This window comes from Sinorhizobium sp. P24N7, assembly GCF_042436655.1.
GTDB lineage: Bacteria > Pseudomonadota > Alphaproteobacteria > Rhizobiales > Rhizobiaceae > Sinorhizobium > Sinorhizobium meliloti_A.
The window spans coordinates 319481-346136 of sequence record NZ_JBHMIW010000004.1 but is presented as its reverse complement, the minus strand read 5'-3'; the positions used below and the strand labels follow the sequence as shown (position 1 = coordinate 346136).

Annotated in this window: 26 protein-coding genes, 1 tRNA gene and 2 pseudogenes; 16 read left to right on the top strand and 13 right to left on the bottom strand. The window is 63.0% G+C overall.

The genetic code is table 11. The features are described 5' to 3' along the window. The first annotated feature begins 33 nt into the window (after positions 1-33). Together ACFHWW_RS09095 and ACFHWW_RS09090 are read left to right on the top strand one after the other, a co-directional pair. Positions 34-3087: an aminotransferase class III-fold pyridoxal phosphate-dependent enzyme gene (locus ACFHWW_RS09095; protein WP_379938015.1), complete on the top strand. Its 3054-nt coding sequence runs from the start codon at positions 34-36 to the stop codon at positions 3085-3087. A 99-nt stretch (positions 3088-3186) separates the two neighbouring features. Then, on the top strand, positions 3187-4197 hold the full coding sequence (locus ACFHWW_RS09090; RefSeq protein WP_379938014.1) for an amino acid ABC transporter substrate-binding protein: 1011 nt from the start codon (positions 3187-3189) through the stop codon (positions 4195-4197). Between the two features lie 97 nt (positions 4198-4294). On the opposite strand, the gene ACFHWW_RS09085 is transcribed toward ACFHWW_RS09090, so the two are convergent. Beyond that, the gene (locus ACFHWW_RS09085; protein ID WP_379938013.1) at positions 4295-7225 is read right to left on the bottom strand and encodes an aminotransferase; all 2931 of its coding nucleotides are present in this window, start codon (positions 7223-7225) and stop codon (positions 4295-4297) included. A gap of 30 nt (positions 7226-7255) precedes the next feature. Beyond that, the gene (gene hutC / locus ACFHWW_RS09080; protein ID WP_018096882.1) at positions 7256-7999 is read right to left on the bottom strand and encodes a histidine utilization repressor; all 744 of its coding nucleotides are present in this window, start codon (positions 7997-7999) and stop codon (positions 7256-7258) included. Positions 8000-8127: 128 nt separating this feature from the next. On the opposite strand from hutC, the gene hutF reads away from it, so the two are divergent. The 7 genes from hutF (at position 8128) to ACFHWW_RS09045 (ending at position 15828) form a co-directional block, all read left to right on the top strand. Then, on the top strand, positions 8128-9513 hold the full coding sequence (gene hutF, locus ACFHWW_RS09075) for a formimidoylglutamate deiminase (protein WP_100674155.1): 1386 nt from the start codon (positions 8128-8130) through the stop codon (positions 9511-9513). Positions 9514-9548: 35 nt separating this feature from the next. Next, positions 9549-10583, top strand: a complete 1035-nt coding sequence (locus tag ACFHWW_RS09070; protein WP_379938012.1) for an ABC transporter substrate-binding protein — start codon at positions 9549-9551, stop codon at positions 10581-10583. 137 nt (positions 10584-10720) lie between these two features. Continuing rightward, positions 10721-11578: a proline/glycine betaine ABC transporter permease gene (locus ACFHWW_RS09065; protein ID WP_018096879.1), complete on the top strand. Its 858-nt coding sequence runs from the start codon at positions 10721-10723 to the stop codon at positions 11576-11578. Then, positions 11571-12398 carry a glycine betaine/L-proline ABC transporter ATP-binding protein gene (locus ACFHWW_RS09060; protein WP_100674152.1) on the top strand — a complete coding sequence of 276 codons (828 nt, stop codon included), beginning with the start codon at positions 11571-11573 and terminating at the stop codon, positions 12396-12398. Before ACFHWW_RS09065 ends, ACFHWW_RS09060 begins: the two co-directional genes overlap by 8 nt. After that, positions 12391-13890 carry a histidine ammonia-lyase gene (gene hutH / locus ACFHWW_RS09055; protein WP_379938011.1) on the top strand — a complete coding sequence of 500 codons (1500 nt, stop codon included), beginning with the start codon at positions 12391-12393 and terminating at the stop codon, positions 13888-13890. Before ACFHWW_RS09060 ends, hutH begins: the two co-directional genes overlap by 8 nt. A 31-nt stretch (positions 13891-13921) precedes the next feature. Beyond that, entirely contained in the window at positions 13922-15247 is a 1326-nt protein-coding gene (locus tag ACFHWW_RS09050) for a YjiH family protein (protein ID WP_379938010.1), read from the top strand. Next, the gene (locus ACFHWW_RS09045) at positions 15235-15828 is read left to right on the top strand and encodes a HutD family protein (protein WP_018096875.1); all 594 of its coding nucleotides are present in this window, start codon (positions 15235-15237) and stop codon (positions 15826-15828) included. The genes ACFHWW_RS09050 and ACFHWW_RS09045 overlap by 13 nt, the downstream gene beginning before the upstream one ends. Positions 15829-15882: 54 nt before the next feature. On the opposite strand, the gene ACFHWW_RS09040 is transcribed toward ACFHWW_RS09045, so the two are convergent. Next, on the bottom strand, positions 15883-16107 hold the full coding sequence (locus ACFHWW_RS09040) for a membrane protein (protein WP_018096874.1): 225 nt from the start codon (positions 16105-16107) through the stop codon (positions 15883-15885). An 84-nt stretch (positions 16108-16191) separates the two neighbouring features. Continuing rightward, a pseudogene (locus ACFHWW_RS09035) lies at positions 16192-16379 on the bottom strand (hypothetical protein). 141 nt (positions 16380-16520) lie between these two features. Between ACFHWW_RS09035 and ACFHWW_RS09030 the strand changes: the two are divergent. Beyond that, positions 16521-16721 (top strand): hypothetical protein, encoded by a 201-nt coding sequence (locus tag ACFHWW_RS09030; RefSeq protein WP_018096872.1) that lies wholly within the window; start codon positions 16521-16523, stop codon positions 16719-16721. 104 nt (positions 16722-16825) lie between these two features. On the opposite strand, the gene ACFHWW_RS09025 is transcribed toward ACFHWW_RS09030, so the two are convergent. From ACFHWW_RS09025 to ACFHWW_RS09015, 3 genes are all read right to left on the bottom strand, one after another. Then, complete coding sequence (locus ACFHWW_RS09025; RefSeq protein WP_379938009.1) at positions 16826-17026, bottom strand: hypothetical protein; 201 nt, start codon at positions 17024-17026, stop codon at positions 16826-16828. After that, the gene (locus ACFHWW_RS09020; protein ID WP_100674216.1) at positions 17008-17241 is read right to left on the bottom strand and encodes a hypothetical protein; all 234 of its coding nucleotides are present in this window, start codon (positions 17239-17241) and stop codon (positions 17008-17010) included. Before ACFHWW_RS09020 ends, ACFHWW_RS09025 begins: the two co-directional genes overlap by 19 nt. A gap of 381 nt (positions 17242-17622) precedes the next feature. Beyond that, positions 17623-17958, bottom strand: a complete 336-nt coding sequence (locus ACFHWW_RS09015) for a hypothetical protein (RefSeq protein ID WP_100674148.1) — start codon at positions 17956-17958, stop codon at positions 17623-17625. Between the two features lie 215 nt (positions 17959-18173). Between ACFHWW_RS09015 and ACFHWW_RS09010 the strand changes: the two are divergent. Together ACFHWW_RS09010 and ACFHWW_RS09005 are read left to right on the top strand one after the other, a co-directional pair. After that, positions 18174-18359 (top strand): annotated as a pseudogene (locus tag ACFHWW_RS09010) (type II toxin-antitoxin system HigB family toxin); the annotation flags it as partial. Next, positions 18352-18810 carry a type II toxin-antitoxin system HigA family antitoxin gene (locus tag ACFHWW_RS09005; RefSeq protein WP_275598086.1) on the top strand — a complete coding sequence of 153 codons (459 nt, stop codon included), beginning with the start codon at positions 18352-18354 and terminating at the stop codon, positions 18808-18810. The pseudogene ACFHWW_RS09010 and the gene ACFHWW_RS09005, both read left to right, overlap by 8 nt. Here ACFHWW_RS09005 and ACFHWW_RS09000 read toward each other — a convergent pair. From ACFHWW_RS09000 to ACFHWW_RS08990, 3 genes are all read right to left on the bottom strand, one after another. Next, positions 18767-18843 (bottom strand) — tRNA-Met (locus ACFHWW_RS09000). The two genes, ACFHWW_RS09005 and ACFHWW_RS09000, sit on opposite strands and share 44 nt — an antisense overlap. 133 nt (positions 18844-18976) lie before the next feature. Further along, positions 18977-20173: a tRNA 2-thiouridine(34) synthase MnmA gene (gene mnmA, locus ACFHWW_RS08995; protein WP_379938008.1), complete on the bottom strand. Its 1197-nt coding sequence runs from the start codon at positions 20171-20173 to the stop codon at positions 18977-18979. 260 nt (positions 20174-20433) lie between these two features. Continuing rightward, entirely contained in the window at positions 20434-21177 is a 744-nt protein-coding gene (locus tag ACFHWW_RS08990; protein ID WP_379938007.1) for a LuxR C-terminal-related transcriptional regulator, read from the bottom strand. 405 nt (positions 21178-21582) lie between these two features. Here ACFHWW_RS08990 and ACFHWW_RS08985 point away from each other — a divergent pair, with 405 nt between their 5' ends. Next, positions 21583-21858 carry a DUF1153 domain-containing protein gene (locus ACFHWW_RS08985; RefSeq protein WP_003527546.1) on the top strand — a complete coding sequence of 92 codons (276 nt, stop codon included), beginning with the start codon at positions 21583-21585 and terminating at the stop codon, positions 21856-21858. A gap of 149 nt (positions 21859-22007) precedes the next feature. Then, positions 22008-22289, top strand: a complete 282-nt coding sequence (locus tag ACFHWW_RS08980; protein WP_018096866.1) for a GNAT family N-acetyltransferase — start codon at positions 22008-22010, stop codon at positions 22287-22289. 171 nt (positions 22290-22460) lie between these two features. Here the strand turns inward: ACFHWW_RS08980 and ACFHWW_RS08975 are convergent, their stop codons facing one another. Continuing rightward, positions 22461-22811, bottom strand: coding sequence for a hypothetical protein (locus tag ACFHWW_RS08975; RefSeq protein ID WP_003527555.1), 351 nt, complete (start codon positions 22809-22811; stop codon positions 22461-22463). A gap of 550 nt (positions 22812-23361) precedes the next feature. Here ACFHWW_RS08975 and ctrA point away from each other — a divergent pair. Continuing rightward, entirely contained in the window at positions 23362-24063 is a 702-nt protein-coding gene (ctrA, locus tag ACFHWW_RS08970; protein ID WP_003527557.1) for a response regulator transcription factor CtrA, read from the top strand. A 297-nt stretch (positions 24064-24360) separates the two neighbouring features. Here the strand turns inward: ctrA and ACFHWW_RS08965 are convergent, their stop codons facing one another. Continuing rightward, a complete protein-coding gene (locus ACFHWW_RS08965) occupies positions 24361-24729 on the bottom strand; it encodes a PleD family two-component system response regulator (protein WP_010970151.1) in 369 nt (122 codons plus the stop codon). A gap of 241 nt (positions 24730-24970) precedes the next feature. Continuing rightward, positions 24971-25633: a histidine phosphotransferase ChpT gene (chpT, locus tag ACFHWW_RS08960; RefSeq protein WP_018096865.1), complete on the bottom strand. Its 663-nt coding sequence runs from the start codon at positions 25631-25633 to the stop codon at positions 24971-24973. Between the two features lie 368 nt (positions 25634-26001). Here chpT and ACFHWW_RS08955 point away from each other — a divergent pair, with 368 nt between their 5' ends. Continuing rightward, positions 26002-26604, top strand: coding sequence for a DUF1134 domain-containing protein (locus ACFHWW_RS08955; RefSeq protein WP_029963813.1), 603 nt, complete (start codon positions 26002-26004; stop codon positions 26602-26604). Positions 26605-26656 lie beyond the last annotated feature (52 nt).

Here is a 26656-nt window from a genome sequence, read left to right as displayed (position 1 = left end):
CGTGCAACTCTCGTGACAAGAGCGGGGGTCTCCATGAACGACATGCTGAAAACGACGCCGGATTTCACGATCGAGGAAGCGCAAGCCCTCCTCGCGCAGCACTTCGGCCTGGATGGGTCACTTCAGCCGCTGGACAGCGAGCGGGACCAGAATTTCAAGGTCCGTACCGGCGAGGGCCGCTGCTACATTCTGAAGATCGTCAACGGCGCCGAACCGGAAATCGAAAGCGACTTCCAGACAGCGCTGCTGAAGCACGCCGGCGAAAATGCAGGAGACCTGCCGGTTCCGCATTTGCAACCGACTCTGTCCGGCGAGAACCTAGCGACGACCACGAGGCGCGGGACCGTCCATCGATTGCGGCTGGTCACCTGGGTTCCGGGAACTCCGCTCGCACAGTCCGATCGGAGCGATGGAGCACTTCACTCCCTCGGCCGGATGCTCGGCCGCTTCGACGCCTCGCTCAAAGGCTTCATGCATGCGGGCGCACTGCGCGATCTCGACTGGGACATCCGCAATGCCGGACGTTCTGCCGGACGGCTCGCATATGTGGCCGATCTCCAGGATCGTGCTCTTCTCCAGCGCTTTCTCGACCGCTTCGACGAGCGGGTCGCCCCGCGGCTCCCGATGCTGCGCTCCGCCGTCATCCACAACGACGCAAACGACTGGAACGTCCTCATCGACGAAGACGACCACGATCGCATTTCCGGCATCATCGACTTTGGCGACGCCCTCTACGCGCCCGTCATCGCCGAAGTCGCGATCGCCGCCGCCTATGCCGGCCTCGACCACCCCGATCCGATCGGCGCTGCGGCTGCGATCGCCAGCGGCTACCATGCCGAATACCCGCTCCTCGAAGAAGAAGTCGATCTCCTCTTCGACCTGATTGCCATGCGGCTGGTCACCTCGGTGACGATCTCCGCATCACGCCGGGCGCATACCGCCGACAACCCCTATCTCGCGATCAGCGAAAGGCCGGCCTGGGCGCTGCTGCGCAAACTCGATGCGATGAACCCGCGTTTCTCAACGGCGATCCTGAGAAAGGCCTGCGGTTTCGAGACAGTGGCCGGAGCCCGCGCGGTCGCCTCCTGGATCGTCGGAAATCGCAAGAGCCTCCTGCCGCTTCTCGATCGTCCAGCCGCGGCCTATCCGGCCGCTCTCGTCCCCTACGGCGATCCGGCGCATCCGATGACCGTCAGTTCGGCGGCCGGCCGGCCGCATGACGCGCAGTCGGTCTGGGAAGAGCAATGCCGCAGGGCCGGCGTCGAGCTCGGCATCGGCCCCTGGGGTGAGGCCCGCACCGTCTATTCGGGCGAGATGTTCATCTCCCGCATGGTCGAAGAGACGCGCCGCACGCGCCATCTGGGTCTTGACCTCTTCATGGCCGCGGGCACCAAGGTCCATACGCCGCTTGCAGCCACCGTCGCGAGCGTCGAGATCGAGAAGGATCCGCTCGGATACGGTTGCCTTATCGCTCTGCGCCATGAACCGGACGGCTGCCCGCCTTTCCTGACGCTATGGGGCCATCTTGCCCATGAGGCCGTCGGCCGGCTGAAGGCCGGCGACAGGCTGGAGGCCGGCGCGCTTGTCGGAGAAATGGGCGCTCCGGAAGAAAACGGCGGCTGGGCGCCGCATCTGCATCTGCAGATCTCCACCGACACAAGTCTCGCAGCGACGGACATCCTCGGCGTCGGCGAGGAGCGCTATCTCGACGTCTGGGCGGAGCTCTTCCCCGACGCGAGCACATTTGCCGGCATCGCGCGGGAATTCTACGACCGGAGCGGCCGCCCCCACGAGGACATCATCAGGCAACGGAAAGAGCTGCTGCTGCCGAACCTGTCGATTTCCTACGAGAAACCGATCAAGTTCGTGCGTGGCGAAGGCGTGTGGCTGATCGACGATCGCGGCCGCGCCTATCTCGACTGCTTCAACAATGTCTGCCACATCGGCCACGCCCATCCGGCCGTGGTGGACGCATTGGCCCGGCAGGCAGGGACGCTCAACACCAACACGCGCTACCTGCACGACAACATCGTCGCCTATGCCGAGCGGCTGACGGCCACGATGCCGAAGGAACTCGCCGTCGCCGCCTTCGCCAACAGCGGCTCCGAAGCCAACAGTCTCGCCCTGCGCCTGATGCGCGCGCGCACGGGCAAAGAAAACGCCGTCGTGTTGGACTGGGCCTATCACGGTACGACGCAGGAGCTGATCGATCTCAGCGCATACAAGTTCCGCCGCAAGGGCGGAAAGGGCCAGAAGCCGCATGTTCACGTGGCGGCCGTTCCGGACAGTTACCACGCGCCGGCCGCCTGGCCGCTGGAGGAACACGGCAGGCGCTTCGCCGAAAACGTGGCCGAGCTGATCGCGGCGATGCGCGCCCGAGGCGAAGCGCCGGGCTTCTTCCTCGCCGAATCCGTTCCGAGCGTCGCAGGCCAGGTGTTTCTGCCGGATGGCTACCTCAAGGAGGTCTACCGAATGATTCGGGAGGCCGGCGGCGTCTGCATCGCCGACGAGGTGCAGGTCGGCTTCGGCCGGGTCGGCAGCCATTGGTGGGCCTTCGAGACGCAAGGCGTCGTTCCTGATATCGTCACCATGGGCAAGCCGATCGGCAATGGTCATCCACTCGCCGCGGTCGTCACGACGCGTGAGATCGCGGCCTCGTTCGACAACGGCATGGAGTATTTCAACACCTTCGGCGGCAACCCGGTGTCCTGCGCCGTCGGTCTCGCCGTGCTCGACGTCATCGAAGGCGAGGACCTGCGCCGCAATGCGCTCGATATCGGCAATCATCTTCTCGCCGCCTTCCGGACCATGCAGGAGCGCTACGAGGTCATCGGCGACGTTCGCGGCCTCGGCCTGTTCCTCGGCATTGAGCTCGTCAGCGACCGCAGAACCAGGGCGCCGGCGACGGAGATCGCCCGGGCCGTCGCGAACGGAGCCCGCCAGCGCGGCGTGCTGATGGGCACTGAGGGCCCACATGACAACGTCCTGAAAATGCGGCCGCCGATGATCTTTTCGAAGCGCGACGCGGATCACCTGATCGCCGTGCTCGAGGAAACGTTCGAGGCGGTGCTGGCGCGAGCCGGATAATTACGAAGTAGAGGCATTACCGAAGAACCAGACCACTCCGGGCGCGACGCGCGTCCTGGAGCTCAATGATTGCGTCTTATAACGGAGGAGAACAGGACGATGAAAACCGGCATTTTGGCACTCTTTGCGACGGCGTTTCTTGCCGGCACGACGGCGCAGGCCGCAACCCTCGACGTCGTCAAGCAGCGCGGCGAGCTGCGTTGCGGCGTGAGCCAGGGCGTGCTCGGCTTCTCCGCCCCGGACGATAAGGGCGAGTGGTCCGGCTTCGACATCGATTTCTGCCGCGCGGTCGCGGCCGCCACCCTCGGCAACCCGGAGAAGGTGAAATATGTGCCGCTTTCGACCAAGGAGCGCTTCACCGCGCTCCAGTCCGGCGAGGTCGACCTGCTTTCGCGCCAGACCACCTGGACGCTTTCGCGCGACACGGATCTGGGCATGAGCTTCGTCGGCGTGAACTATTATGACGGCCAGGCCTTCATGGTGCGCAGCGATATCGGCGTGAAGAGCGTCAAGGAGCTCTCGGGCGCCTCCGTCTGCACGGAGACCGGCACCACGACCGAACAGAACATGGCGGATTATTTCAGCGCCAACAGGATCGAGTATCAGGTGATCGCCTTCGAAAAGGCGGACCAGACGATCCAGGCCTTCAATTCCGGCCGCTGCGACGTCTATTCCACCGATGCCTCCGCGCTCTATTCGCAGCGGCTGACGCTCAATGATCCTGACCGCTTTGTCGTCCTGCCGGAGGTCATTTCCAAGGAGCCGCTCGGCCCCGCCGTCCGCCAGGGCGACGATCAATGGTTCAAGGTTGTTCGCTGGACGCTCTTCGCGATGATCGAGGCAGAGGAGCTGGGCATCACCCGGGACAATGCCGCTTCGCTCCTCGAAAGCGGAACCGCCGCACAAAAGCGCTTCCTCGGCATCGACAACGAAGCCGGAAAGGCGCTCGGGCTCGATCCGAAATGGGCCTACCAGACGGTGGCTGCGGTCGGCAATTACGGTGAGATATTCGAGCGTCACCTCGGCAAGGAGAGCGCACTCAGGATCGATCGCGGCCTCAACAGGCTCTGGAACCACGGCGGCCTGATCTACGCGCCGCCGGTCCGCTGACCTACTGCATGTTTCCTTCGATCGCAGCCGATTGAAGGACAACGACATGCAGCGGATCAAAGCAGGCGCCGCAGGGAATTCCGGCGGCGCCTTTCTCCTACCATCCCTCTTCGAGCACCCTGGCCAGCATATCGGCGAAGAAGTCGGCGCTCTCCCGGGCGAGGCAAAGCGGCGGTTTGATCTTCAGGACGTTCAGATGGTCTCCGGTCGGCTGCATGACGATGCCGAGATCGAGAAGGCGGTCGCAGATCGCCGCGGTTTCCTCGGTGGCCGGTTCGAGCGTTTCGCGGTCGCGGACGAATTCGACGCCCAGGTAAAGCCCCATGCCGTGAACGGCCCCGACGAGAGGAAACCGGTCCCCGAGCGCCTCGAGCCGACTCTTGAGATGGGTGCCCACCACGCGGGCATTTTCCTGCAGGGCGTCGTCGTGAAGAATGTCGAGGACGGTCAACCCGACGACGGAACTCACGGGGCTGCCGCCGGCGGAAGAGAAGAAATAGCCTTCCTTCTCCAGCGCATCGGCAATCTCCCGCCGCGTGATGACCGCGCCCAGCGGATGGCCGTTGCCCATGCCCTTGGCGACGGTGATGATATCGGGCACGACGCCCTGTTGCTCGAAACCCCAGAAATGATGACCGAGCCGCCCGTAGCCGACCTGCACCTCGTCGGCGATGCAGACGCCGCTCCTCTCCCGGACCATGGCATAGACCGCTTCCAGATAGCCGGAAGGCAACGGAATGCCGCCGGCATTGCCGTAGACCGGTTCTGAGATGAAGCCGGCGAGCTTCCCGCCTTTCTCGTCCAATTCCGCGAGCTTTCGAGACACGGCGTCGACATATTCGCCCGTCGAACCCTCCCCGCGGAACGGGCCTCGATAGGTGTTCGGCGAGACGACGGGATGGACCCAGTCCGGACGCGTCGTCAGCGCCTGCGGATTGTCAGCGATCGAGGTGGAAACCGCGTCGCTCGCGACCGTCCAGCCGTGATAGGCCTCCAGCAGCGAGATCATGTTGCGCGCTCCGGAATTGGCCCAGGCGAGCCGGATGGCGAGATCGTTCGCCTCGGATCCGCTGTTGACGAGAAAAACAGTGTCGAGACCTTCCGGCGCGAGCGCCGCAAGCCGCTCGGAAAACTCCGTCACGGCAGCATAGTGGAACCGCGAATTGGTGTTGAGCAGCGACCATTGCCGCCCGACCGCAGCCGACAGGCGCGGATGCCCGTGGCCGACGAGCGTGACGTTGTTGACCATATCGAGGTAAGCGCGCCCTTCGACGTCGAAGAGATGCTCCTTCCAGCCGCGCTCGATCTGCGGCGGCGTGCGGTAATAGTTCTTCTGCGGCCGGGCATAGTGCCGGCGGCGGCGCTCGAGGAGCCCGGCCGCGTCCGGCAAGGCCGCGTCGCAATCGAAGCCCAGGATCGGTGCGGGCGACGGGCACAGCCGGCGCCATGCCTCCGCCTGATGCGACGCAGCGAAGGCGGGCGGGTCCACCTCCGGCGTCGTGCAAAGCTGGACGCGCATGAACCCCAGGGCCGACGGATCGCCGGGGACCACGCCGATCCGTGCTCCCGCCTCGAACGCGTCTTCGGCGAGGTCGGCTGCCTCCACGCCGTAAAGATGGAGATGGAGACCTTCGCCCGAGAAGATCAGCTTGCCGCCGCGCTGGTGGAGCCGGCCGGCAAAAGGCGCGTGCACGGCAGTCTGCCCATGCAGGCATAAATCCACGTGCAGGGCGAATGTCCGGGGGGCGCTTGCCTGCAGGAGCCTGGTTTCCGTCAGCCGGTACTCGCCATAGCGCGTGGCCGCGGCACCGGCCGCGCGCGCCGCCGATTGCAGGAGCAGGGCTTCGGTGTCCTCGTAATGCCAGCGATCGGCAGGAAGGTGCGGGCCGAGCGAGGAAAGATCGACGATGCCTATTTCCGAAGGGTCGAGCTCGGGCAGCAGCCGACCGCCCATCTCGGGCGGAGAAAGCTGCGGAGCCCTCTCCACGGCCTCTCCGATCGCATGCTCCATGAGTTCGAGAGGCACGGAAACGGCAACGTCGAAGATTTCCCGCTCATGCGCGGCATTGCCTTCGACATAGGCATTTTCCGGATCGACCTCGAGCTGCTGCGCCGTGCTTGCCACGAGAACGCAGGCACGCGCGACGATCAACGGCCAGAGCGCCTTCAATTCGGCATCCGTCAAAGGGCAGACGGCATGGAACGCCTTCACCGCCGGCAGGATATGGAAGGGGTCTCCGTCCGAGTGATGCAGCAGCGATGCGCAGGTAACGGCAAGATCGGCGACCACCCATCCTTTCAGCACGTCGCCGAAATCGATGACACCGTCGGGGATGAGACGCCCGCTCCTGTTCGCGCGGCTCACGACATTGTCGTCGGTGACGTCCTGATGGATCGCCTGCAGGCGCAGCTCCGGCATCAGCGGCTGAACCCTGCGCATGGCGCCGACCATCGCCTCGGCAATGCGCTGGCGCAGATCGATGTCGCTCATGGCCGAAAGCAGGTGAAGCGCGACCGGCCCCGCCCTTCTGAGGTCCCATTGCAGCTCCCGCTCGAGCCCCGGGTGATCGAAATCCCTGAGTGCGACGGCCAACCGACCTGCAAGGTCGCCAAGTGCCGCCACGGTTTCCACGGCCAGGTGCCTGCGGCGCGTCAGAGGCGTGCCGTCGAGATAGGTGAGCAACCGGAACTGATAGGTTTCCTCGCGAACGGATGCGGCAACGATTTCCTCGCCGCTCAAAGCGGACATCACTTCGGGCACTTTGGGAGCATCGGGCCTGGTGGCGACATGCCGCAAAGCGGCATTCTGGGCTTCGATCTCGGCCCGCGCATATTCGGCACGCGCGATCTTGAGGACGAAACGTCCCTCGCTTGTGTCGACGCAGTAGTTGCGGTCCTGCTGGCTGCCGAGTTCCGTAAGATCGCCGGAAAGGCCGTAATGTTGGGCGAGGATCGCCTGCGCCTCTTCGATCGACACGTCCGGTCTCGCAAGCTGCGTGCGGCGCTTCAGCAATTCGTCTTCCATCATTTCCTTCCCGTCTCTGCGAAGGTGTCCTTCTTACTGCGAAACACCTTCAAGACGATAGCGCGTACCCGGATAGGTGAGCCACGCGACCGTCACATTCGCAGCTTCCGACCAGGTCCGTCGACGGATCATCAGGCACGGTTCGCCGCGGCCGATCGAAAGGAGCTTGCATTCCCACGGCTTCGGCAGAACGGCTTCGACGATCTGCTCCGTCCGCGTGATCGGCGCCACCAACGTCAGATAGACGTTCGGGGTCATGCTGGTGAAATCCTGTTCCAGGTAATTGGGGCAGATTGCAGGATTGACGAAACGGTCCTCGATCTGGATCGGAACGTCGTCCTCCGCGTGAACGATGATCGAGTGAAAGACCCGCGCGTTCGTCGCAAGCCCGAGCGCCTCTGCGACCCCGGTGCTTGCCTGCTCCTCCTCGAGGAGCGTGATCCGCGAGGTATGCCTGTGGCCGCGCTCGCGAATCTCGTCGGCGATATTGCGCACCTCGAGAAGGGCCGTGCTGCCCTTGTGGGCAGCCACGAAGGACCCTACCCCCTGGACCCGCGTGATCGCACCCTCGCTCGCCAGTTCGCGAAGTGCGCGATTGGCGGTCATCCGGCTGACTCCGAGATCGGCGACGATATCGTTTTCGGACGGTATGCGATGGTGCGGCGGCCAATCGCCGCTTTCGATGCGGCTGCGGATGAACTGCTTGACCGCTTCATAGCGCGGTACCGGCCCGTCGTCGAAAACCGCCCTGTCGCTCTTACGACCCGATACCGCCATGCGATGCTCCGTTGCGGCCGGGCGCCGCCGGCCCGGCAAATCAGCGATTGTTTTCCTTTATTTCCAGCTTGCGCGCCACAAGAAAATATCTATAGTTCCATATACAACCACGCACAGGAACGGCGCTCATGACAGCTTTGTCCGCTCATCGACTGTTTGCCGAACAGGCGCTGCTGCCGACCGGTTGGTCCAAGGACGTCGCGATCTCCGTCGACCCCGCGGGACGCATTCTCGCGGTGGAAGCAGGGCAATCGAAGGCACCGGGCGACGAGCATCTGTCCGGACCCGTCGTGCCGGCGATGGCGAACCTGCATTCCCACGCCTTCCAGCGTGCGATGGCCGGCCTTGCGGAAGTGGCCGGAACAGGCGACGACAGCTTCTGGACCTGGCGCGAGGAGATGTATCGCACCGTCGGTCTGGTCGACCCGGACGATCTCGAGGCAATCGCCGCCAAGCTCTATGTGGAAATGCTGAAAGGCGGCTTCGGCCGTGTCGTCGAATTCCACTACCTTCACCATCAGCTCGACGGCACGCCTTACGCGGACCCGGCGGAAATGTCGCTGCGGATACTAAGAGCCGCGCAGACGAGCGGTATCGCCCTCACCCATCTGCCGGTCTTCTACGCCCATGCCAATTTCGGCGGAGCTGCGCCGAGCGCGGGGCAGCGTCCCTTCCTGCACGATCCCGACCGCTTCCTCGCGCTGCTCGATCGTCTCTCGCCCGCTTGCAATGCGACAGGCGCGAGGCTTGGCTATGCGATCCATTCGCTGCGGGCGGCGACGCCGGAGGAAATGCGCGCGATCCTGGAATCATCTCCCCTCAGCGGCCCCATCCACATCCATGTCGCCGAGCAGCCCCGCGAAGTGGAGGATTGCCTGGCCTGGAGCGGCCGGCGCCCGGTCGAATGGCTTCTCGACAACATGCCGGTGGACGAGCGCTGGTGCGCGATCCACGCGACGCACATGACGCCCGACGAGACGAACCGGCTCGCCCGGTCGGGAGCGGTCGCCGGCCTTTGCCCCGCGACCGAGGCCAATCTCGGCGACGGAATTTTTCCCGCGGTCGATTTTCTTGCGGCAGGCGGACGTTTCGGGGTCGGAACCGACAGCCATGTCGCGACGAGCGTCGCGGAAGAGCTTCGGCTCCTCGAATACGGGCAGCGCCTGCGCGACCGCAGGCGCAACCGGCTCGCCGCGCCCGGCGCCTCCGTCGGCAGGACAATCTTCGATGCGGCGCTTGCCGGCGGCGCCCAAGCGGCCGGACATGCCGCCGGAATGGAAGAGCCGGGCATCCGCGTCGGCGCGATGGCCGACCTCGTCGTTCTCGACGGATCCAATCCCTATATCGCCGCGGCAAGCGGCAACCAGATTCTCGACCGCTGGCTGTTCGCACTCGGCGGGGATACGGTTCGCGACGTCATGATCGCTGGCGAATGGAAGATCCGCGACGGACGGCATGACCGGGAGGAAGACATCGATCGCGCCTTCGCGTGCGTTCTGAACAAGCTCAAATAGCAATCGAATCGCGATTAAAAAAAGGGGGAATGCGCATGTCGATCAGCACAATGAGACTCACCTTCGCTGCCGCCGGCCTGATGCTGGCGGCTTCCGCCAGCGGCGCCAATGCTTCCTATTGCGGCGACGGCAAGACCGTGACCTTCGCCGGCATCGACTGGGAAAGCGGCGCCTTCATCACCGAGGTCATGAAGACGATCCTTGCCAAGGGATACGACTGCCAGGTCGACTCGATCCCCGGCAATTCCGTGACTCTCGAACAGGCAACCGCCAACAACGACGTGCAGATTTTCGCCGAGGAATGGCTCGGCCGTTCGGACGTCTGGAACAAGGCGGTCGAAGAAAAGAAGGTGGTGGCCGTCGGCAAGACCTTCGTAGGTGCCAGCGAAGGCTGGTTCGTGCCCGACTATGTCGTCCACGGCGATCCCGCTCGCAATATCGAAGCCAAGGCGCCGGACCTGAAAAGCGTATCACAGCTTACCGATCCGAAGATCGCCGAGATTTTCGCCGATCCGGAGGAGCCATCCAAAGGCCGGTTCCTCAACTGCCCCTCCGGTTGGACCTGCGAGGGCGTGAGCACCGCCAAGCTCGAGGCCTACAAGCTCGATGAGGCCTATGTGAACTTCCGGCCGGGGACGGGAACGGCGCTGGATGCGGCGATCACCTCCGCCTATCTCCAGGGTGAGCCTATCCTCTTCTATTACTGGTCGCCGACCGCGATCATGGGGAAATTCGAGCTGATCCAGCTCGAAGAGCCGGCCTATAACGAAGCCTGCTGGAAAGAACTGAGCAGTGCCAACGGCAAACGTGACGAAGGCTGCGCCTTCCCTTCCGTCGACGTGGCCTATGGCGTGAACAGCACCTTCGCTTCGGAAGCGCCGGAAATCGTCGAGATTCTGGAAAAGGCAACATTCCCGCTCGAGGAGGTCAACGCCAGCCTCGCCTATATGGCCGACAACAAGGTCGACGCCACGGCGGCTGCCGCCGAATTCCTGAAAACCAAGGGCGACGTCTGGAGCAAGTGGGTCTCGGAAGAGGCGCGCGGCAAGATCGAAGCCGGTCTCAAGTAAAAGCGGCCTTTCCGGCCGGCAATCGCCAGCGCCCCGCCACCAGGCGGGGCGCGTTGCGATGGTAGGGAAAGGGCTGCTTCCCCGGGCCAGGAGGGTCTTGGCTTCCCGCCGCCGCCCTGAACAAGGAACGATATCCGATGTTTCCGGACTCTCTCAATCTCTCGATCCGCGCGCCGGTGAACGATTTCATCCAGGCGCTCGTCACCAATTACGGCTGGGTCTTCAAGGCGATCAGCGCCGTCATCCTGAAGGCCGTTCTGTTCATTGAATGGATCCTGCGCGGCCTGCCCTGGTGGCTCGTCATTCTCGCCTTCATGGCGCTTGCCTGGCGGAGCTCGCGGCGCTGGTCGCTGACGCTGGCGGTCGGCGCGTTGCTGGTTGCCGTCGGCGTCCTCGGACTCTGGGACCTGACGATGCAGACGCTCGCGCTGATGCTGATGGCGACCATCGTCTCGGTAGTGATCGGCGTGCCCATGGGGATTCTCGTCGCGAAGAGCCGCACCGTCCGCAACATCACTCTGCCGGTGCTCGATGTCATGCAGACCATGCCGAGCTTCGTCTATCTCATCCCGGCGCTGATGCTCTTCGGGCTCGGCAAGGTGCCCGCTATCCTCGCGACCATCATCTACGCCGTCCCGCCGCTGATCCGGCTCACCGATCTCGGCATCCGCCAGGTCGACGCGGAAGTCGTCGAAGCTGCGACGGCGTTCGGCGGCAGTCCGCGACAGATCCTCTTCGGCGTCGAACTGCCCCTTGCGACGCCGACGATCATGGCCGGCCTCAACCAGACGATCATGATGGCGCTGTCGATGGTCGTCGTCGCCTCGATGATCGGCGCGCGCGGCCTCGGCGAACAGGTGCTGAACGGCATTCAGACGCTCGACGTCGGCAAGGGCCTCGAGGCCGGCATCGGCATCGTCATTCTCGCGATCGTGCTCGACCGCATCACGCAAGGCTTCGGCAAGCCCCGGACGGAGGACGCCCGCAATGGCTGATATAGAGATCCGGAACGTCTACAAGATATTCGGGCATGACGCCAAGAAGGCGCTCGCCATGCTCAAGGACGGCTTCGATAAGGCCGATATCCTGGCGAGGTCCGGCTGCAGCGTGGGCCTCAACGATGTCAGCCTGAAGATCGGCGCCGGAAAGATCTTCGTGATTATGGGGCTTTCCGGATCGGGCAAGTCGACGCTGGTGCGCCACCTCAACCGGCTGATCGAACCGACGAGCGGCGAGGTCCTTTTCGACGGCGACAACATCCTCGACCTGGGTGCGAAGGCGCTGCGTGCCTTTCGCATGCGGCGCGTCAGCATGGTCTTCCAGAGCTTTGCCCTGATGCCGCACCGGACCGTGCTCCAGAATGTCGTCTACGGCCAGCGCGTGCGCGGCGTGTCGAAGGACGATGCCCGCGAAATCGGCATGAAATGGATCGAAACGGTCGGCCTGTCCGGCTACGACGCGAAATTTCCCCATCAGCTCTCGGGCGGCATGAAGCAGCGCGTCGGCCTTGCACGAGCGCTCGCCGCCGACACCGATGTGATCCTGATGGACGAGGCTTTCAGTGCCCTCGACCCGCTGATCCGCGGCGACATGCAGGACCAATTGCTGCAACTCCAGCAGAATCTTGCAAAGACCATCGTCTTCATCACCCATGATCTCGACGAGGCCCTGCGCATCGGGTCGGAGATCGCGATCCTGAAGGACGGTCAGGTCGTTCAGGTCGGCACACCGGGCGACATCCTCGACAACCCTGCCAACGACTATGTTGCCCGGTTCGTCCAGCGCCGGCACGAAAGGCCGCAGACCCATGGGTGAGATGATTTCGATCGATGGGCCGCTTACCTGGCGCGAGATCGCTTCGATCGCCGAGGGCGCCCGCCTCGACCTGTCGGAGCCCGCGCGCCGGCGGATCGCCCATGCCCGCCGGATCGTCGACGCATTGGTGGACCGCGGCATCCGTGGCTACGGCATCAATACCGGCGTCGGCGCCCTTTGCGATGTCGTCATCAGCCGTGAGAACCAGCAGGCGCTTTCGCGCAACATCATCCTGAGCCACGCTTGCGGCGTCGGAGATCCGCTGGGTCGAGTGGAAGCACGGGCCGTCATGGCAGCACAGATAGCCAACTTCGCCCACGGCTATTCCGGCGTGCGGATCGAGACGATCGAAACACTCTTGGCGCTGCTCAACGCCGACATCATCCCTCTCATTCCGTCGCGTGGTTCGGTTGGATATCTGACCCACGCCGCCGCGATCGGCCTCGTACTGATCGGTCACGGCTCGGCCATGCACGGGACTGAAAGACTGAGCGGCGGCGATGCCCTCGCCCGTCTGGGGCTTGCGCCGTTGCGGCTCGAAGCGAAAGAAGGTCTCAGCCTCGTCAACGGAACCCCATGCGCCACCGGTCTGGCGGCGCTGGCGCTCGCACGCACGGAAACGCTCTTCGCCTGGGCGGATGCAGCCGCGGCGATGACTTACGAAAACCTCGGCAGCCAGGCCAATGCCTTTGCCGAATTGCCCTTGGCTCTGCGCCGATCCCCTGGCCTGAACGCAGTGGGCGAAAGCCTGCGCGACTGGCTGGCGGACAGCCCGATGCTGGCAGGCACTGCCGGCACCCGCACCCAGGATCCGCTGAGTCTCAGGGCCGTGCCGCAGGTGCATGGCGCCGCCCGCGACGCCTTCGTCCAGGTAGCCGAAATCGTCGATCGCGAACTTGCAAGCGTTACCGACAACCCGGCCGTTGCCGGTGCGCCGGAGGCACCCGAGGTGCATTCGCAGGCCCATGCCGTCGGTGCCGCGCTCGGCCTCGCAATGGACAGCCTCGCCGTCGCGGTGGCGGAGGTCGCAGCAATTTCCGAGCGCCGCATCGACCGGCTGGTGAACCCTCTGGTGAGCGGTTTGCCTGCCTTCCTCGCCGGCGACAGCGGCGTGTGCTCGGGGTTCATGATCGCGCAGTACACGGCTGCCGCGCTCGTGGCGGAGAACCGGCGGCTCGCAGCGCCGGCCAGCCTCGACGGCGGCATCACCTCCGCGCTTCAGGAAGACATGCTCACCCACGCGACACCGGCGGCCTGGAAAGCGCTCTCGATCGTCGACAACCTCGAGCGGATTCTGGCGATCGAACTGCTTGCGTCCGCTCAGGCCTATGAACTGCAGCCGCAGGGACCGGGCAAGGCGCAACGCACTGCTGCCCTTTACGGGCGCATACGCTCGGCGATTCCAGCCTATCGCGACGATCGCCCGATGAACGAAGACTTCGACCGGATGCGGCTGTTGATGCGAGCCGCGCCGGCGAAGGCCAGCCTGTAACCCCGCTCTGAACGGGAAGGGAGGAGACGACATGACGCACATCACCACCGAGGCAGGGGGCTCGCGCGGCGGCGCAGCCTTGCGGCTCATTCTTTTCAGCCTCATCGGCATATTTCTGTTCTTCGTGCCGGTCGAAATCGCCGGCAAGTCGACGATCCTGCTCGACCATGCGGCAACGGCCATATCGACCCATGCACGGCCGGTGGCGATCGGCTTCGTATTGCTGCTGATGGCGTACGGCGCCTTCGAACCCATCGTGAAGGGGACCTGGCGCAAGACGACGACCGATGCCGTCTTTTCGGTCCTGCGCGTCCTCGGACTGGTGCTTGCCGGCCTTTATCTCGCCGGCATAGGGCCTGCGATCTTCTTCGCGCCCGACATGCTGCCCTTCCTCTTCGACAAGCTGGTGCTGTCGGTCGGGCTGATCGTACCCATCGGCGCTTTGGCACTCGCCTTTCTGATCGGCTACGGCCTTCTCGAATTCACCGGCGTGCTCGTCCAGCCCGTGATGCGGCCGATCTGGCGTACGCCGGGCTGGTCCGCCATCGACGCCGTCGCTTCCTTCGTCGGCAGCTACTCCCTTGCGCTCCTCATCACCGACCGCGTGTTCCGCGAAGGCAAGTACACGGTGCGCGAAGCGGCGATCATCGCGACAGGCTTTTCCACCGTGTCCGCCACGTTCATGATCATCGTGGCGAAGACGCTGGGACTCATGGACATCTGGAATTTCTATTTCTGGACGACGCTCGTCGTCACGTTCATCGTTTCTGCGATCACCGCCCGGATCTGGCCCCTTTCCAGGCTTGCGCACGAGGGCGATCGGGACCAGCCGTTGCCCCCGGGGCGCAGCCGCCTGAGCGTCGCCGTGGAGACCGGCCTTGAGCAGGCGGCAATCGCCAAGAGCCTGCCGACGCTGCTGCGCGAAAGCTTCTCCGACGGACTGCGCATGGCGGCGATGATCCTGCCGAGCATCATGGCAGTCGGGCTCATCGGGCTTCTCGCCGCCAAGTTCACGCCGATCTTCGACATTCTCGGCCTGACGCTCTACCCCTTCACCTGGCTCGCGCAGTTCGGCCAGCCGATGCAGGCGGCAAAGGCGCTCGCCTCCGGTCTCGCCGAGATGTTCCTGCCCGCTATCCTGCTCAAGGAGGCCGTGCCCGAGGTGAAGTTCCTGGCCGCGGTGGTATCGGTCAGCCAGGTTCTGTTCCTGTCTGCCTCGGTCCCTTGCATGCTGGCGACCTCGATCCCGCTCAGCTTTCGCGATCTTCTGGTGATCTGGTATATTCGCGTCGTATTGAGCATACTGGTGACGGCGCCGATCATTTGGATCGGAACGTCGATGGGATGGCTCGGCTGACGATGATGCGAATTCTGCGCTCGAGCGAGTACAGGCATATGCCGTGGAAGAACGGCGGCGGAGAGACGGTGGAAATCGCCGTCTCTCCGGACCGTGCCACCATTGCCGATTTCGACTGGCGCATAAGCATGGCGACCGTCGCCACCAATGGCGCCTTCTCGATCTTTCCCGGGATCGACCGCACGCTGTCGATCCTGGAGGGTAGCGGGATGACGCTTGCGATCGAGGGCCGGCAACCGAAACTGCTGACCGCCTCGGACGCCCCCCTCACCTTTCCTGCCGATCTGCCGACATCCGCGACCCTCGCGGATGGCCCGGTCACCGATCTCAATGTGATGACACGCCGCCAGGCATTGAAACACCGCGTGCGCAGGATTCATGTCGAGGGCTCGCAGCCGGTGGCTACGAGCGCCCGCGATCTCGTTCTCTTCTGTCATCGCGGCAGCGTTGCGCTCGTGACCGAAGGCGTTTCCGCAACCCTGCACGGGCTCGACGCGGCGGTTCTCGTCCAGCCGGCCACGCTCACGCTCTCGGCCGACATCGCATCGGAAGTTTTCCTGATCGAGATCGGCCCGGCCTGAACGCCGCGCCATCATCCGTTTTTGTCTCGTCCGGAAACAGGGAGGCACGCCGTTTCAGCGCATACCGAAGAGCAGCAGAATGCCGCCGACAACCATGAGCACGACGCCCAGCCAGTTGCGCAGCGGGCTCAGAAAGCGCAGCCCTTGCCCGCGCGGCTCAAGCGTCTGCTTGGGATTGCCTTGCGGCGGCTGGCTCAGCCGCCGCCGCCCGAGCGCCTCCCATGCCATGTAGAGAAGCCCGCTGATAAAAAGAACTGCACCGGTGAGAGTTGCCCACACGTGCGCCTCCTGCGGCTGCTGCTGCGTGTATCGCTGTTTCGACGGAACAGCGAACGATTAGACGGCGATGGAAACGCGGAGATGTCAGCGCATGCGCGTCTGAGGACGCACGATGTTCATCTGAAGCTCGTGGCTGGATGCAAATCGCCCGAGAACCCTGATCAGGCGCGTTCCTCGGCCTTGTGGATGCCGGTGCGCCTGCAATACTCCGCCACATCCCAGACATGCCTGGCCTGGGATTTGTCGAGCTTTCCAATTTCTGCGTGTTTCATCCTGCGCCTCCCAACTGCGTTGGTACTAACGCCGGACGGGCACAAATGGTTCCGCGTCGCGTCAAGTCCGGCGGACGCTCCCGGGGCCGGAACCTTTGCGCGCGGCTGCGGTTTCGACCATGACCGACCGGAGGTGATGTCATGACCCGAACCTGGGAGCGACTGGCGCTGATCGGCGCCGCCGTCATCATAATCGCCAGTGCGATTTTCTACGTCTATGTCGACCGCTTCCCCTCGACCAATTCCACTAGGATCGAGGACACCAAGGTCAATGCCGACGGCATCGAAACCATCGACGAAAATCCGCCGAGTGCCACGGGCGACAAGGATAATCCTTCGTGAGCCCTTCCCCTCGCGCGGGCTCGAATAGCACGCGCTCGCGCGGCCCAAACGGACCGGCTCGGACAAGGGCATAGGGCCAAAAGGCCGAAAGCGGCTCAAGGGCCTCAAGGGCCTCCTGCCATCGACCCCACGACCACCATCACCACCGCGTCGACGTCGATTTCTCCGTTGACCGCGAGCTTGTCTCCCGCCTGGCGGACCTGAAGCTTCGAAGGGTTTTCTGCCGCCTGCCGCTGAAGTTCTTCGATAACGGCATTGATGGCCTTCTCCTCCAGATTGCCTTCGTTCAGATGGCTGGTACCCATTTCCAGAAGACCCCTTCCTTTCGCTCGGGATAATATTTGAATTCGCACTCGAATCGCCGCCCGTATGCGGCTGCCTCGGTTAAAGCCGTTTCCGAGGGCGGGTTCATTCCCGTTCCCGGGGCGAACCAGTCCTCCAGGAGATCGTCGGGGATATAGGCCCCGATTCTCAAGGGAAGACTGGTCAATGCGGAATCCATCTCTTTCGGCGCCGGCATGCGATCCTCCTGACCGACCCGGAGCGGGATGAGGAAAAGTGTGTGCGATTTCCGCCCGCATCCCGCTCCAACTTCTTGGAATCGATCACGGTTGTGTTTTTGGGTCAACCAGACCTAAAAACATCGTGATCTGGAGCATTTCCGCTCCGCCAATGCTCTAACCCTTCGTTGCCGCAACTCCGGGCGAAAAACGCCGCGCACTTCCCCGGAATTGCGAACAAAGCCGGCGCCGGGAAGTTCCGTCGCGGCTCATTCGTACAGACAATGCAGCCGCGTTGACCGAGCGTTGCCGTTCGTTGCAGCGTGCTGAACGGCGCCGTGCGTCCGGAAACGCGCGGCACCGTATGACAGCGGCCGTTCGGCTATACTAGCAGAAGAGGCTCAACCTATGCGAGGACATCCCGGCCGATTTGCGAAATAGACGGTCGTAAGCCGACCGCGGCGGCCGACACCGTCGACCGCAACCTCGCGGCGCGTGATCGACCGGATATCCGGATCGCGGATTCCAAGCCGATAGGCGCGACGGATGGCCTGACGCTCGCTACAGCCGCGAGACGGACGATAATCATAGTCGTCATCGTCGTATCTGCGATCACGCAGCTGCGGACCGTCCGGACCGATATACAGGTCGAATGACTGGGCTGACGAAGCAGAAGGTACAGCAGCCGCCGCGCCGCCCAAAATCAACCCGGCCGCGAAAAGCCTGCCGATGTTCATGACTTCTCCTCCATACTCTCATTTGAGAGTTTGCTTAAACTCATATCTGAACGGCAGGGGAGCGGATTGGTTCCGCCCTTGAATGGCATTTGGCATGCGGTGGACTGGGAGAGGGTGCTAATGCGGACGCCCAAGACGTCGCGCGATTGCGAGGCGCGGGCATATCGGAGAGGAAACCAGAACCCTCGAGTGATTGAGCGGCAGCAGCTTCGGCCGATGTGATGGCGATGTTCGGCGCCAATGTCGATTTTGTGAGCGACAACCGCATCATATTCGACATCTCAGGCAACAAATATCGCCTTATCGTCCACGTCGCATATCCGTTCAAAAGAGTGCTGATCAAGTTTGTTGGCACTCATAAAGAGTACGACGACATAGACCGGGAGACAGTGAATGGATAACATTCGCGCCATCAGGAACGATGATGACCTTGCATGGGCTATTGCAGAGGTCTCAAAGTATTTTGACAACGAGCCGGAAATCGGGACCGAGGAAGCAGACCGCTTCGATATTCTCTCGACCCTCATTGAGGCTTACGAGAATGAGCACTATGCCATTGAGGCACCAGAGCCAGTCGATCTGATAAAGGCCCACATGGAGATGTTCGGTCGTACACAGACCGATCTCGCTGAGCTTTTTGGTTCCCGTTCGCGTGCCTCTGAGGTTTTGAATAAGAGGCGTGCTCTCACTGTCGATATGATCCGCAAGCTTCACAGGGAATGGGGGATTCCCTCAGATTGCCTCGTTGAGCCATACCATCTCGTCGAACGCGAACGGGTCATCGACTCCGAATTATCGGTGATAAAGATGGTAGCGGAGGAGGGATTCGAACCCCCGACACAAGGATTATGATTCCTCTGCTCTAACCTACTGAGCTACTCCGCCGCCGGTGCCGTGAAGCTTCTGAACGAAGCCCGTCTTGGCTGGTCGGGCGGCTTATAAGGCGCTGTTCCGGCTAGTGTCAAGCAATGTCTTCGGGAAAAAGCGATGTTTTCCCGCCACGCCGGGATCCCCCGCTTTACGCTGCCGCCGGCGCCTGCAAAAGCGCCTTCAGCGCCGCTTCCGCGGCCGGCTCGCGCTCGGACCTGCGGATGAAGCCGCCGCCATAGACGCGCGCATCCTCGCCCGTGCCGGAATAGAGCGCGCAGGCCTGGCCGGGCGCGACACCCGCCTCGCCTTCGACGAGCTCGACATAGAGCCCTTCGGCATCGCTCTTGAGCACCGCCGGGGCGGGGCGGCGGGTGGAGCGCACCTTGGCAAAGCATTCGAAGCCCTGCCCGGCTGCCGCCTCCAGTTCCTCGTCACCCAGCCAGTTGGCGTCGCGCAGGTAGACGCGGCGCGTCTCCAGAGCCTCCTTCGGGCCGACGATCACGCGGCGCGAGCGGGCGTCGAGATAGACGACATAGAGCGGCTCGCCGGTCGCGACACCGATGCCGCGGCGCTGACCGATCGTGTAATGCAGGATGCCCTCGTGCGCGCCCAGCACGCGACCGTCGAGATGGACGATTTCGCCGGCAAGCGCCGCGTTCGGCTTCAGTTTCGAGACGATGTCGCTGTATTTGCCCTGGGGCACGAAACAGATGTCCTGGCTGTCGGCCTTCTTGGCGACGACAAGACCCATCTCCTCGGCGAGCGCCCGGGTCTCGCTCTTGGGAAGACCGCCGAGCGGGAAGCGCAGATAGTCGATCTGCTCCTGCGTTGTCGCAAAGAGGAAATAGCTCTGGTCGCGCTCGGCGTCGGCCGGCCGATAGAGCGCGCGCTGGCCGGCATAACGCGGCTTCGGGCTCGGCCGCGAACGGATGTAATGGCCGGTGGCGAGCGCATCGGCTCCGAGTTCCTTGGCGGTCGCGAGCAGGTCGGCGAACTTGACCGTCTGGTTGCAGGCGACACACGGGATCGGCGTCTCGCCGGCGATATAGCTTTCGGCGAAGGGGTTGATCACCGTCTCGCGGAAACGCGCCTCGTAATCGAGCACATAATGGGGAATGCCGATCGTCTCGCACACGCGCCGGGCGTCGTCGATATCCTGACCGGCGCAGCAGGAGCCGGCCCTGTGCACCGCCGCGCCATGGTCGTAAAGCTGCAGGGTGATGCCGAGAACGTCGTAGCCCTCGCGTTTGAGAAGCCCCGCCACGACGGAAGAATCGACGCCGCCGGACATGGCGACGACGACGCGCGTATCTTCGGGCTTGCGGTCAAAATCGAGACTGTTCACGGGATCCAATCCGGCATCCGGGGGCGGCTCCTGTGCCGGCACCCTGTTTCACGCTTGAGGCCGCACGGCGACACATGAGGGCGGCGCGGCATTTTCTGAAGGGTTTACGCCCTTGCGGTATTTTCTTCGTGCATATCGTCACCCAAAACCGCTCTCGGTGCCGGGCGGCATGCATCAGACTTTTCCGTGCCGCGACATATAGAAACTTGCGCCCGTCACGGCAAGAGCGGACGCGGAACGTCGGCCGAGCGCTCGATCCGTCAGATCAGCTTCATCCGCATCGCCCGGGCGATCGCCTGCATGCGGTTGACGGCGTCGAGCTTACGGGTCGCGCTCTTGAAATAGCTGCTCACCGTATAGGCGGATATTCCGAGAATGATGGCGATCTCGTCGCTGCTCTTTCCCGCCGCCGCCCAGCGCAGACATTCGACCTCCCGGCTCGAGAGCTTCTCGCGGGCGCCGCTGCCGGCGTCGAAGGTACGCTCGAGGCATTCGAAAAGCTGCAATAGCGCCAGATAGAGCGTCGCACGCTCGGCGCCGGTCGGCTCGTCCCGCGTACCGGAAAGCACTGCCACAAAAGGCTCGCCATAGGTCGTGTGCAGCAGCACCGCGAAGTGACCCATACCGGCATGGGGCGGGAGGCGGAAAACCGCGGCCTTGCCGCCCCCCTTGCCCGCGGGCTCCATGAGTTCAGGGCCGCCGGTGACGGGCAGCTTCGTCTGACGCAGCCGCTCGACCAGCTCGCTCGTCTGGAACGTATCGCCGGCATCATACTGCCGCACCAACTCGGCGGGCCAATTGCTCAGCACGAGACGCTCGGAAAAGCGCTGCTCGTCGGCGAGAGGCAGGCGCGCAATCATGAAATGCGCGAAGCCGTAGCGCGAGATCAGCCGCCGCAGCAGATGCAGGAGCTCGTACTCCGTGCGTACCGAGGCGGGGTCGATCTCGAAAGGCATGTTCGTTTCGGCCTCACGCCGCGAGGCCGGTTCGTTCGAATCCTTCATTCCGGTCACCGTGCTGCCGGCGTTGCCGCCGCTATGGAGACTAAGGCGGTCTTGGCCTGGTGGGGCTGAGAGCGCCGCCCTGCCCGTGCCGCGGGCATGAGCCGCGCCGCCCGCAAACTGCGTGACGCCCGGGTTTATTCCGGGAGCGTGCACGTGGACACCCGTTTGATCCGGCGCCCTGCTATCGCTCCAGTCGAAGCGAAATGTGGTGATTGCATGGCCTGCATGGCGAAAAGTCGTGGAAGGCCCGCCGTTCCCTTGCGTCACGAACAGCCGCCCTTGCGAACCATCCGTGGCCGAGGCCGCTCAAATGATGATCAAATGGTTATCGAGGGTTTAGGCAATTATTAAATGTGGCAAGCTAAGGTCACAGCCATATGGTCTTGAGTTTGTGTAGAGAGTCCCATGACCGAAATGATGCGTCCACGCGTGAAATATGTCATCGGCCCCGATGGCAGTCCTTTGACGATCGCGGACCTGCCGCCGGCCAATACCCGGCGCTGGGTCATCCGCAGGAAGGCTGAAGTCGTCGCCGCCGTGCGTGGTGGCCTGTTGAGCCTCGAAGAGGCATGTGAGCGTTACACGCTGACCGTAGAGGAATTCCTCTCCTGGCAATCCTCGATAAATGACCATGGTCTCGCCGGCCTGCGCACGACGCGCATCCAGCAATATCGCCACTGATCAATCCCTGCAGGGCCATAATTCGAGCCGGCGGCTGGGGTGCTCCCGAGCCGCCGGTTTCGTTTTTGCCGATTTGACGATAAAACCATCCAGCACATCATGCTGCAGCTACAGTATCGCCACCAACGCATGGCAACGAAGGACGCCCGATGGACATCGCCCAGGAAGAAACGGATACCAAAGGCCGCTACACGGCGACGCTCGACGGCCACACCGGGGAGATGACCTATTCCAGGTCGTCGCCGCATCTCATAATCGTGGACCACACCTTCGTTCCGGACGCCTTGCGCGGCAAGGGCGTCGGCCAGGCGCTGGCCCTCCACGCGATCGAAGAGGCCCGCAAGGGCAGCTGGAAGATCATCCCGCTCTGCCCGTTCATGCGCGCCCAGGTCATGCGCCATCCGGAGTGGCGGGATGTAATCCAGGGCTGACGGTGCAAGGGACCGCCTTGTCCTACCCCATCGGCCCGAAACCGGAATCGATTTTCCGAAAGCACGCTGCGCCGGTTTAATAGTTGGAGCGTTCTTTGTGCGTGCATTCCCACGCACGGCGCTCCAATGCACCGCGCGTCTCATCAGATACGCGGTGCCGTAGCTGCTCTCTCAGGCGCGCAGCCGCGCGCCCGTATCCCGCTCCTCGAGCGCTGCCGCCCTCGCATATTCCGCCTGCACCTCCTCGAGCGCGAGCTCGGCCGCATCCTGCTGCATCTTCAGTTCGCGAATGGAAACCTGGAGATTATCGGCCCGCTGGCGGGCAGCCTTGGCGAAGGTGGGGTAGGCGAAGTGCGAAGGGTCGGAAATTCCCGACTTCTTCTCCTCGAAGACGATCTGGTTCTCCAGATCCTTGGTCATGCGCTCGAACTCGGCCATCATCATTTGAAGCTGGCTGAGCTGGCGCTGCTTTTCCCGAACCTGAAATTCCTTCAGTCGGACTAGGCTCTCACGTGCTTTCATACGCAATACTCCCGTGGATACCGAGACCCCGGTTACTGTTCCCGAGCGGAATAAGGGAAAGGTGTGACGAAGATCTCCGCCCGCATCCCGCTCTAACTCCTTCTAGCCGACCACATTTAGATCCCGGACTCCCGGAATCGTCGCGATCTGCGGCCCGTTGTGCCGGCCCAACCGAGCCGGAAACAAAAATCGACCGCGGCCTTAACAAATGCCTACCGCTGGTAACCTTTCGTTTACGGGCATCGTTAATCATAGGTGCGATGATTTAAGGCTCCGTAAATGCTGATGCATGAAATGTGGACTTTCGAGCATTTACGAGTCGGTAGAGTCAGTTAACGGCATTCCCTCATATATCACATGAGGAGCGCAATTTCAGATTTACGTTTTGAATCAGGGGACTGCTAAAAATATTTAACATTTTCGATACACCTTGCCAGAGTGAATCAGAATTTGTTAACCATTTGGTGGCAGCCTCCAAATCAGGCAACGACTGGATCCGTATCGCGTAAGGATGCCACGACAACCTTGGGCGGCGGAAAAGGGGAAGACTATGCGGGTTCTACTGATCGAAGACGACAGCGCGACGGCTCAGAGCATCGAGCTCATGCTCAAGTCCGAAAGTTTCAACGTCTACACCACCGATCTCGGTGAAGAAGGCGTCGATCTCGGCAAGCTTTACGACTACGACATCATTCTCCTCGACCTGAACCTGCCGGACATGTCCGGTTACGAAGTTCTGCGAACGCTGCGTCTGTCGAAAGTCAAAACACCGATTCTCATCCTTTCGGGTATGGCGGGCATCGAGGACAAGGTCCGCGGCCTCGGCTTCGGCGCCGACGACTATATGACCAAGCCTTTCCACAAGGACGAGCTGGTGGCTCGTATCCACGCGATCGTGCGCCGCTCCAAGGGCCATGCCCAGTCGGTCATCTCGACGGGCGAGCTGATCGTCAACCTGGACGCCAAGACCGTGGAGGTCGGCGGCCAGCGCGTGCATCTGACGGGCAAGGAATACCAGATGCTGGAGCTGCTCTCGCTGCGCAAGGGCACAACGCTCACCAAGGAAATGTTCCTGAACCACCTTTACGGCGGCATGGACGAGCCGGAGCTGAAGATCATCGACGTCTTCATCTGTAAGCTGCGCAAGAAACTCGCCAATGCCGCCGGCGGCGCCAATTACATCGAAACCGTCTGGGGCCGCGGCTATGTGCTGCGCGAGCCGGAAGGCAGCGACTACCTGGAAACCGCCTGATTTCCGGCATTACCGGGCCGCGAAAACCCGCATCCGCCCCCTGTCCCCAAAAGCAGCCGAACCCGCCTAGTCTGGGCGGGTTTTTTGTGGTTACCCTTCGCCTGCCCCGCACTGTGCTCGAAAGAAAGCAGGAACCGGATTGGCGGGCAAAGATGGTCGAGATTTTAGAGAAAGCCGGTTGAGTGTCGCTGCCCTTCGGGGCCGCCACTCAGCTCAAAGCCTCGGGGCTGGCCGAATTTCCGGCACAACAGGGATCAAGGGTAGACCCCGCGCAGATGAATGCCTGCGGGCTCTGTATCAGGCTGCCATGGACTGACCGGCGAAAACACTCGTCAGTATCTTGCGGTCGAAAGGCTTCAGCAGGAAATCGTCGGCACCGGCCCGCTTGCCGGCCATCATCTTCTTGAGATCCGCCTGGACGACACAGTAATAGATCCGCACCGAAGCGCCCTCAGGCAGGCGACGGATATTGCCGATCAGGTCGAGCGCACCGTCGAGGCCCGCGTCGACGATAAGGATGTTCGGCAGTTCGGCCTCGCATCGCACCAGCGCTTCAAGGCTGCTCGGCGCCTCGGAAACCAGGAATCCCATTCCCGACAGGATGCGCTTCCCGACCTTGCGCACAACATCCGATCCGTCAGCAATCATCAAGCGCCGCACGTCCATCTCCTTCCCGCTTCGCCACACGCGAAACCATCTCCATCAAGCAATCCTATACGTATTTGGCAAAGAAACAGTTACCGCGGTGACGCGGCCTCACCCGCCGCGCTGAAATCCGCCGGTGCTTCCCGTCGGTTGGAGCGATGCGGTCGTGAAGCATGCGGGAGGGCGCGTGAGTCCTCCCGTCACCAGGGCAATGAGACGATGGAATTGGCCAGATGTGCCGAAAGCCGCGCTCGGTTCCGCCTCAGGCGCTCACCGTTTCGGGCGCTACCACGCGAGCGGTGAAGACGATCGCTTCGCCGGTCGATACGACGTCGATCTCCATGCCGGCCTCTTCCGCCAGGAGCACGGTGTAATAGGGCTGGATCGAATGGGCGTCGACCGCCTCCTCCGGCGTGCCGGAGATGAGCTCCACCAGCTTCGGCGGCACGCGCATCATCCGCCCCTTGGCACTGAGGGTGAATATCGCGTCGAACTCCGGATTTTCCAGAGTGATGTCGATGACGCCGCCACGCGGGATCGAGCCATAAGCGATCAGGAACAGGTTCAGGAGCAGCTTGACGCGGTTCTTGGCGATGATCGCGCGCGGTCCGTTCCAGTTGACCTCGGTCTTCTTCTCCGAAGCGGCAAAGTCCTTGGCGGCCTTCTCGGCCTCGCCGGTGTCGATCGAGGCGCCGACCGAGCCCGAGGCCCCGAAGGCAAGGCGCGCGAATTTCAGCCGTACGGAAGCATTGAGCGCGCTGGTGCGAATCAGGTCCATCGCATCCGCATCGGCGCCGCCCTCGTCGAGCAGTTCGAGACCGTTGTTGATGGCGCCGACCGGCGAGATGATGTCGTGGCAGACGCGGCTGCACAGCAGCGCGGCCAGATCGTGTCCCGTCAACGTCAGATTCGGATTCTTTGCCATCATTCTTCCTTGCTCGCTTCAAACCGGATCACGGGCTGTCGCGGCGCCGGGCGCGCATAAGCCCGACGCAGCTCCCGCACGGTCGTGAGTAAGATCATGAGGCGGGCGGTCGTGCCATATGTCGATAAGCCATAATGACATCACATTTGGTAAACCGATTGTTAAGATGATCCGTTCAAATTGTAGGAGCACCCCGATTTCAGGTGGGTTCCTGGAAGCCGATAAGGTGCACTCGTTCCAAATGCTAGTGCGTTCCGCGCGCATGCTTGTGAAAAATGGCCCGTGCCGGCACCGACGGCGCAGCCGATGGAAGAGCCGGTCATGACGGCCGGCGCGCGAGCCGCTTTCGCGCCCCGACGGAGGAAACGATGCAGCCGATGATGAAGACCACCCTGATGGCTGTCCGCGCTATTGTGACCATGATGGCCCTGGTGGCCAGCACCCTGATCGCCGGCACCTCTGGCGCACAGGCGCAATCCCAAAACTCCAGCCAGTACACGATGCAGGAGATCGTCGACGCCGGTCACGGTTTCTTCGGCGAAACGTCCGGGGGCCTTGCCAAGGTCGTCGAGCGCGCCTTCGAGCGCTATGGTCTGCCGAACGGCTATATCCTCGGCCAGGAAGGATCCGGTGCCTTCATCGCCGGCGTCACCTATGGCGAGGGCGAGCTCCATACCAAGAATGTGGGGCAGCACAGCGTCTTCTGGCAGGGCCCGTCGCTCGGGCTCGACTGGGGTGGCCAGGGCAGCCGCGCCATGATGCTCGTCTACAATCTGCCAAGCGTGCCCGCTCTCTACAAGCGCTTCGGCGGCGTCTCCGGTTCGGCTTACGTGGTCGCCGGCGTCGGCATGACGGTGCTGACGGACGAACATGTCGTGGTGGTGCCGATCCGCACCGGCATCGGCGCGAGGCTCGGCATCAATGTCGGCTATCTCAAGCTGACGCAGCAGCCGACCTGGAACCCCTTCTGAAGCGCCCGCGCCACGGCGCCTATGAACCCTGCCCGAAAAGACGTGCAAGCTT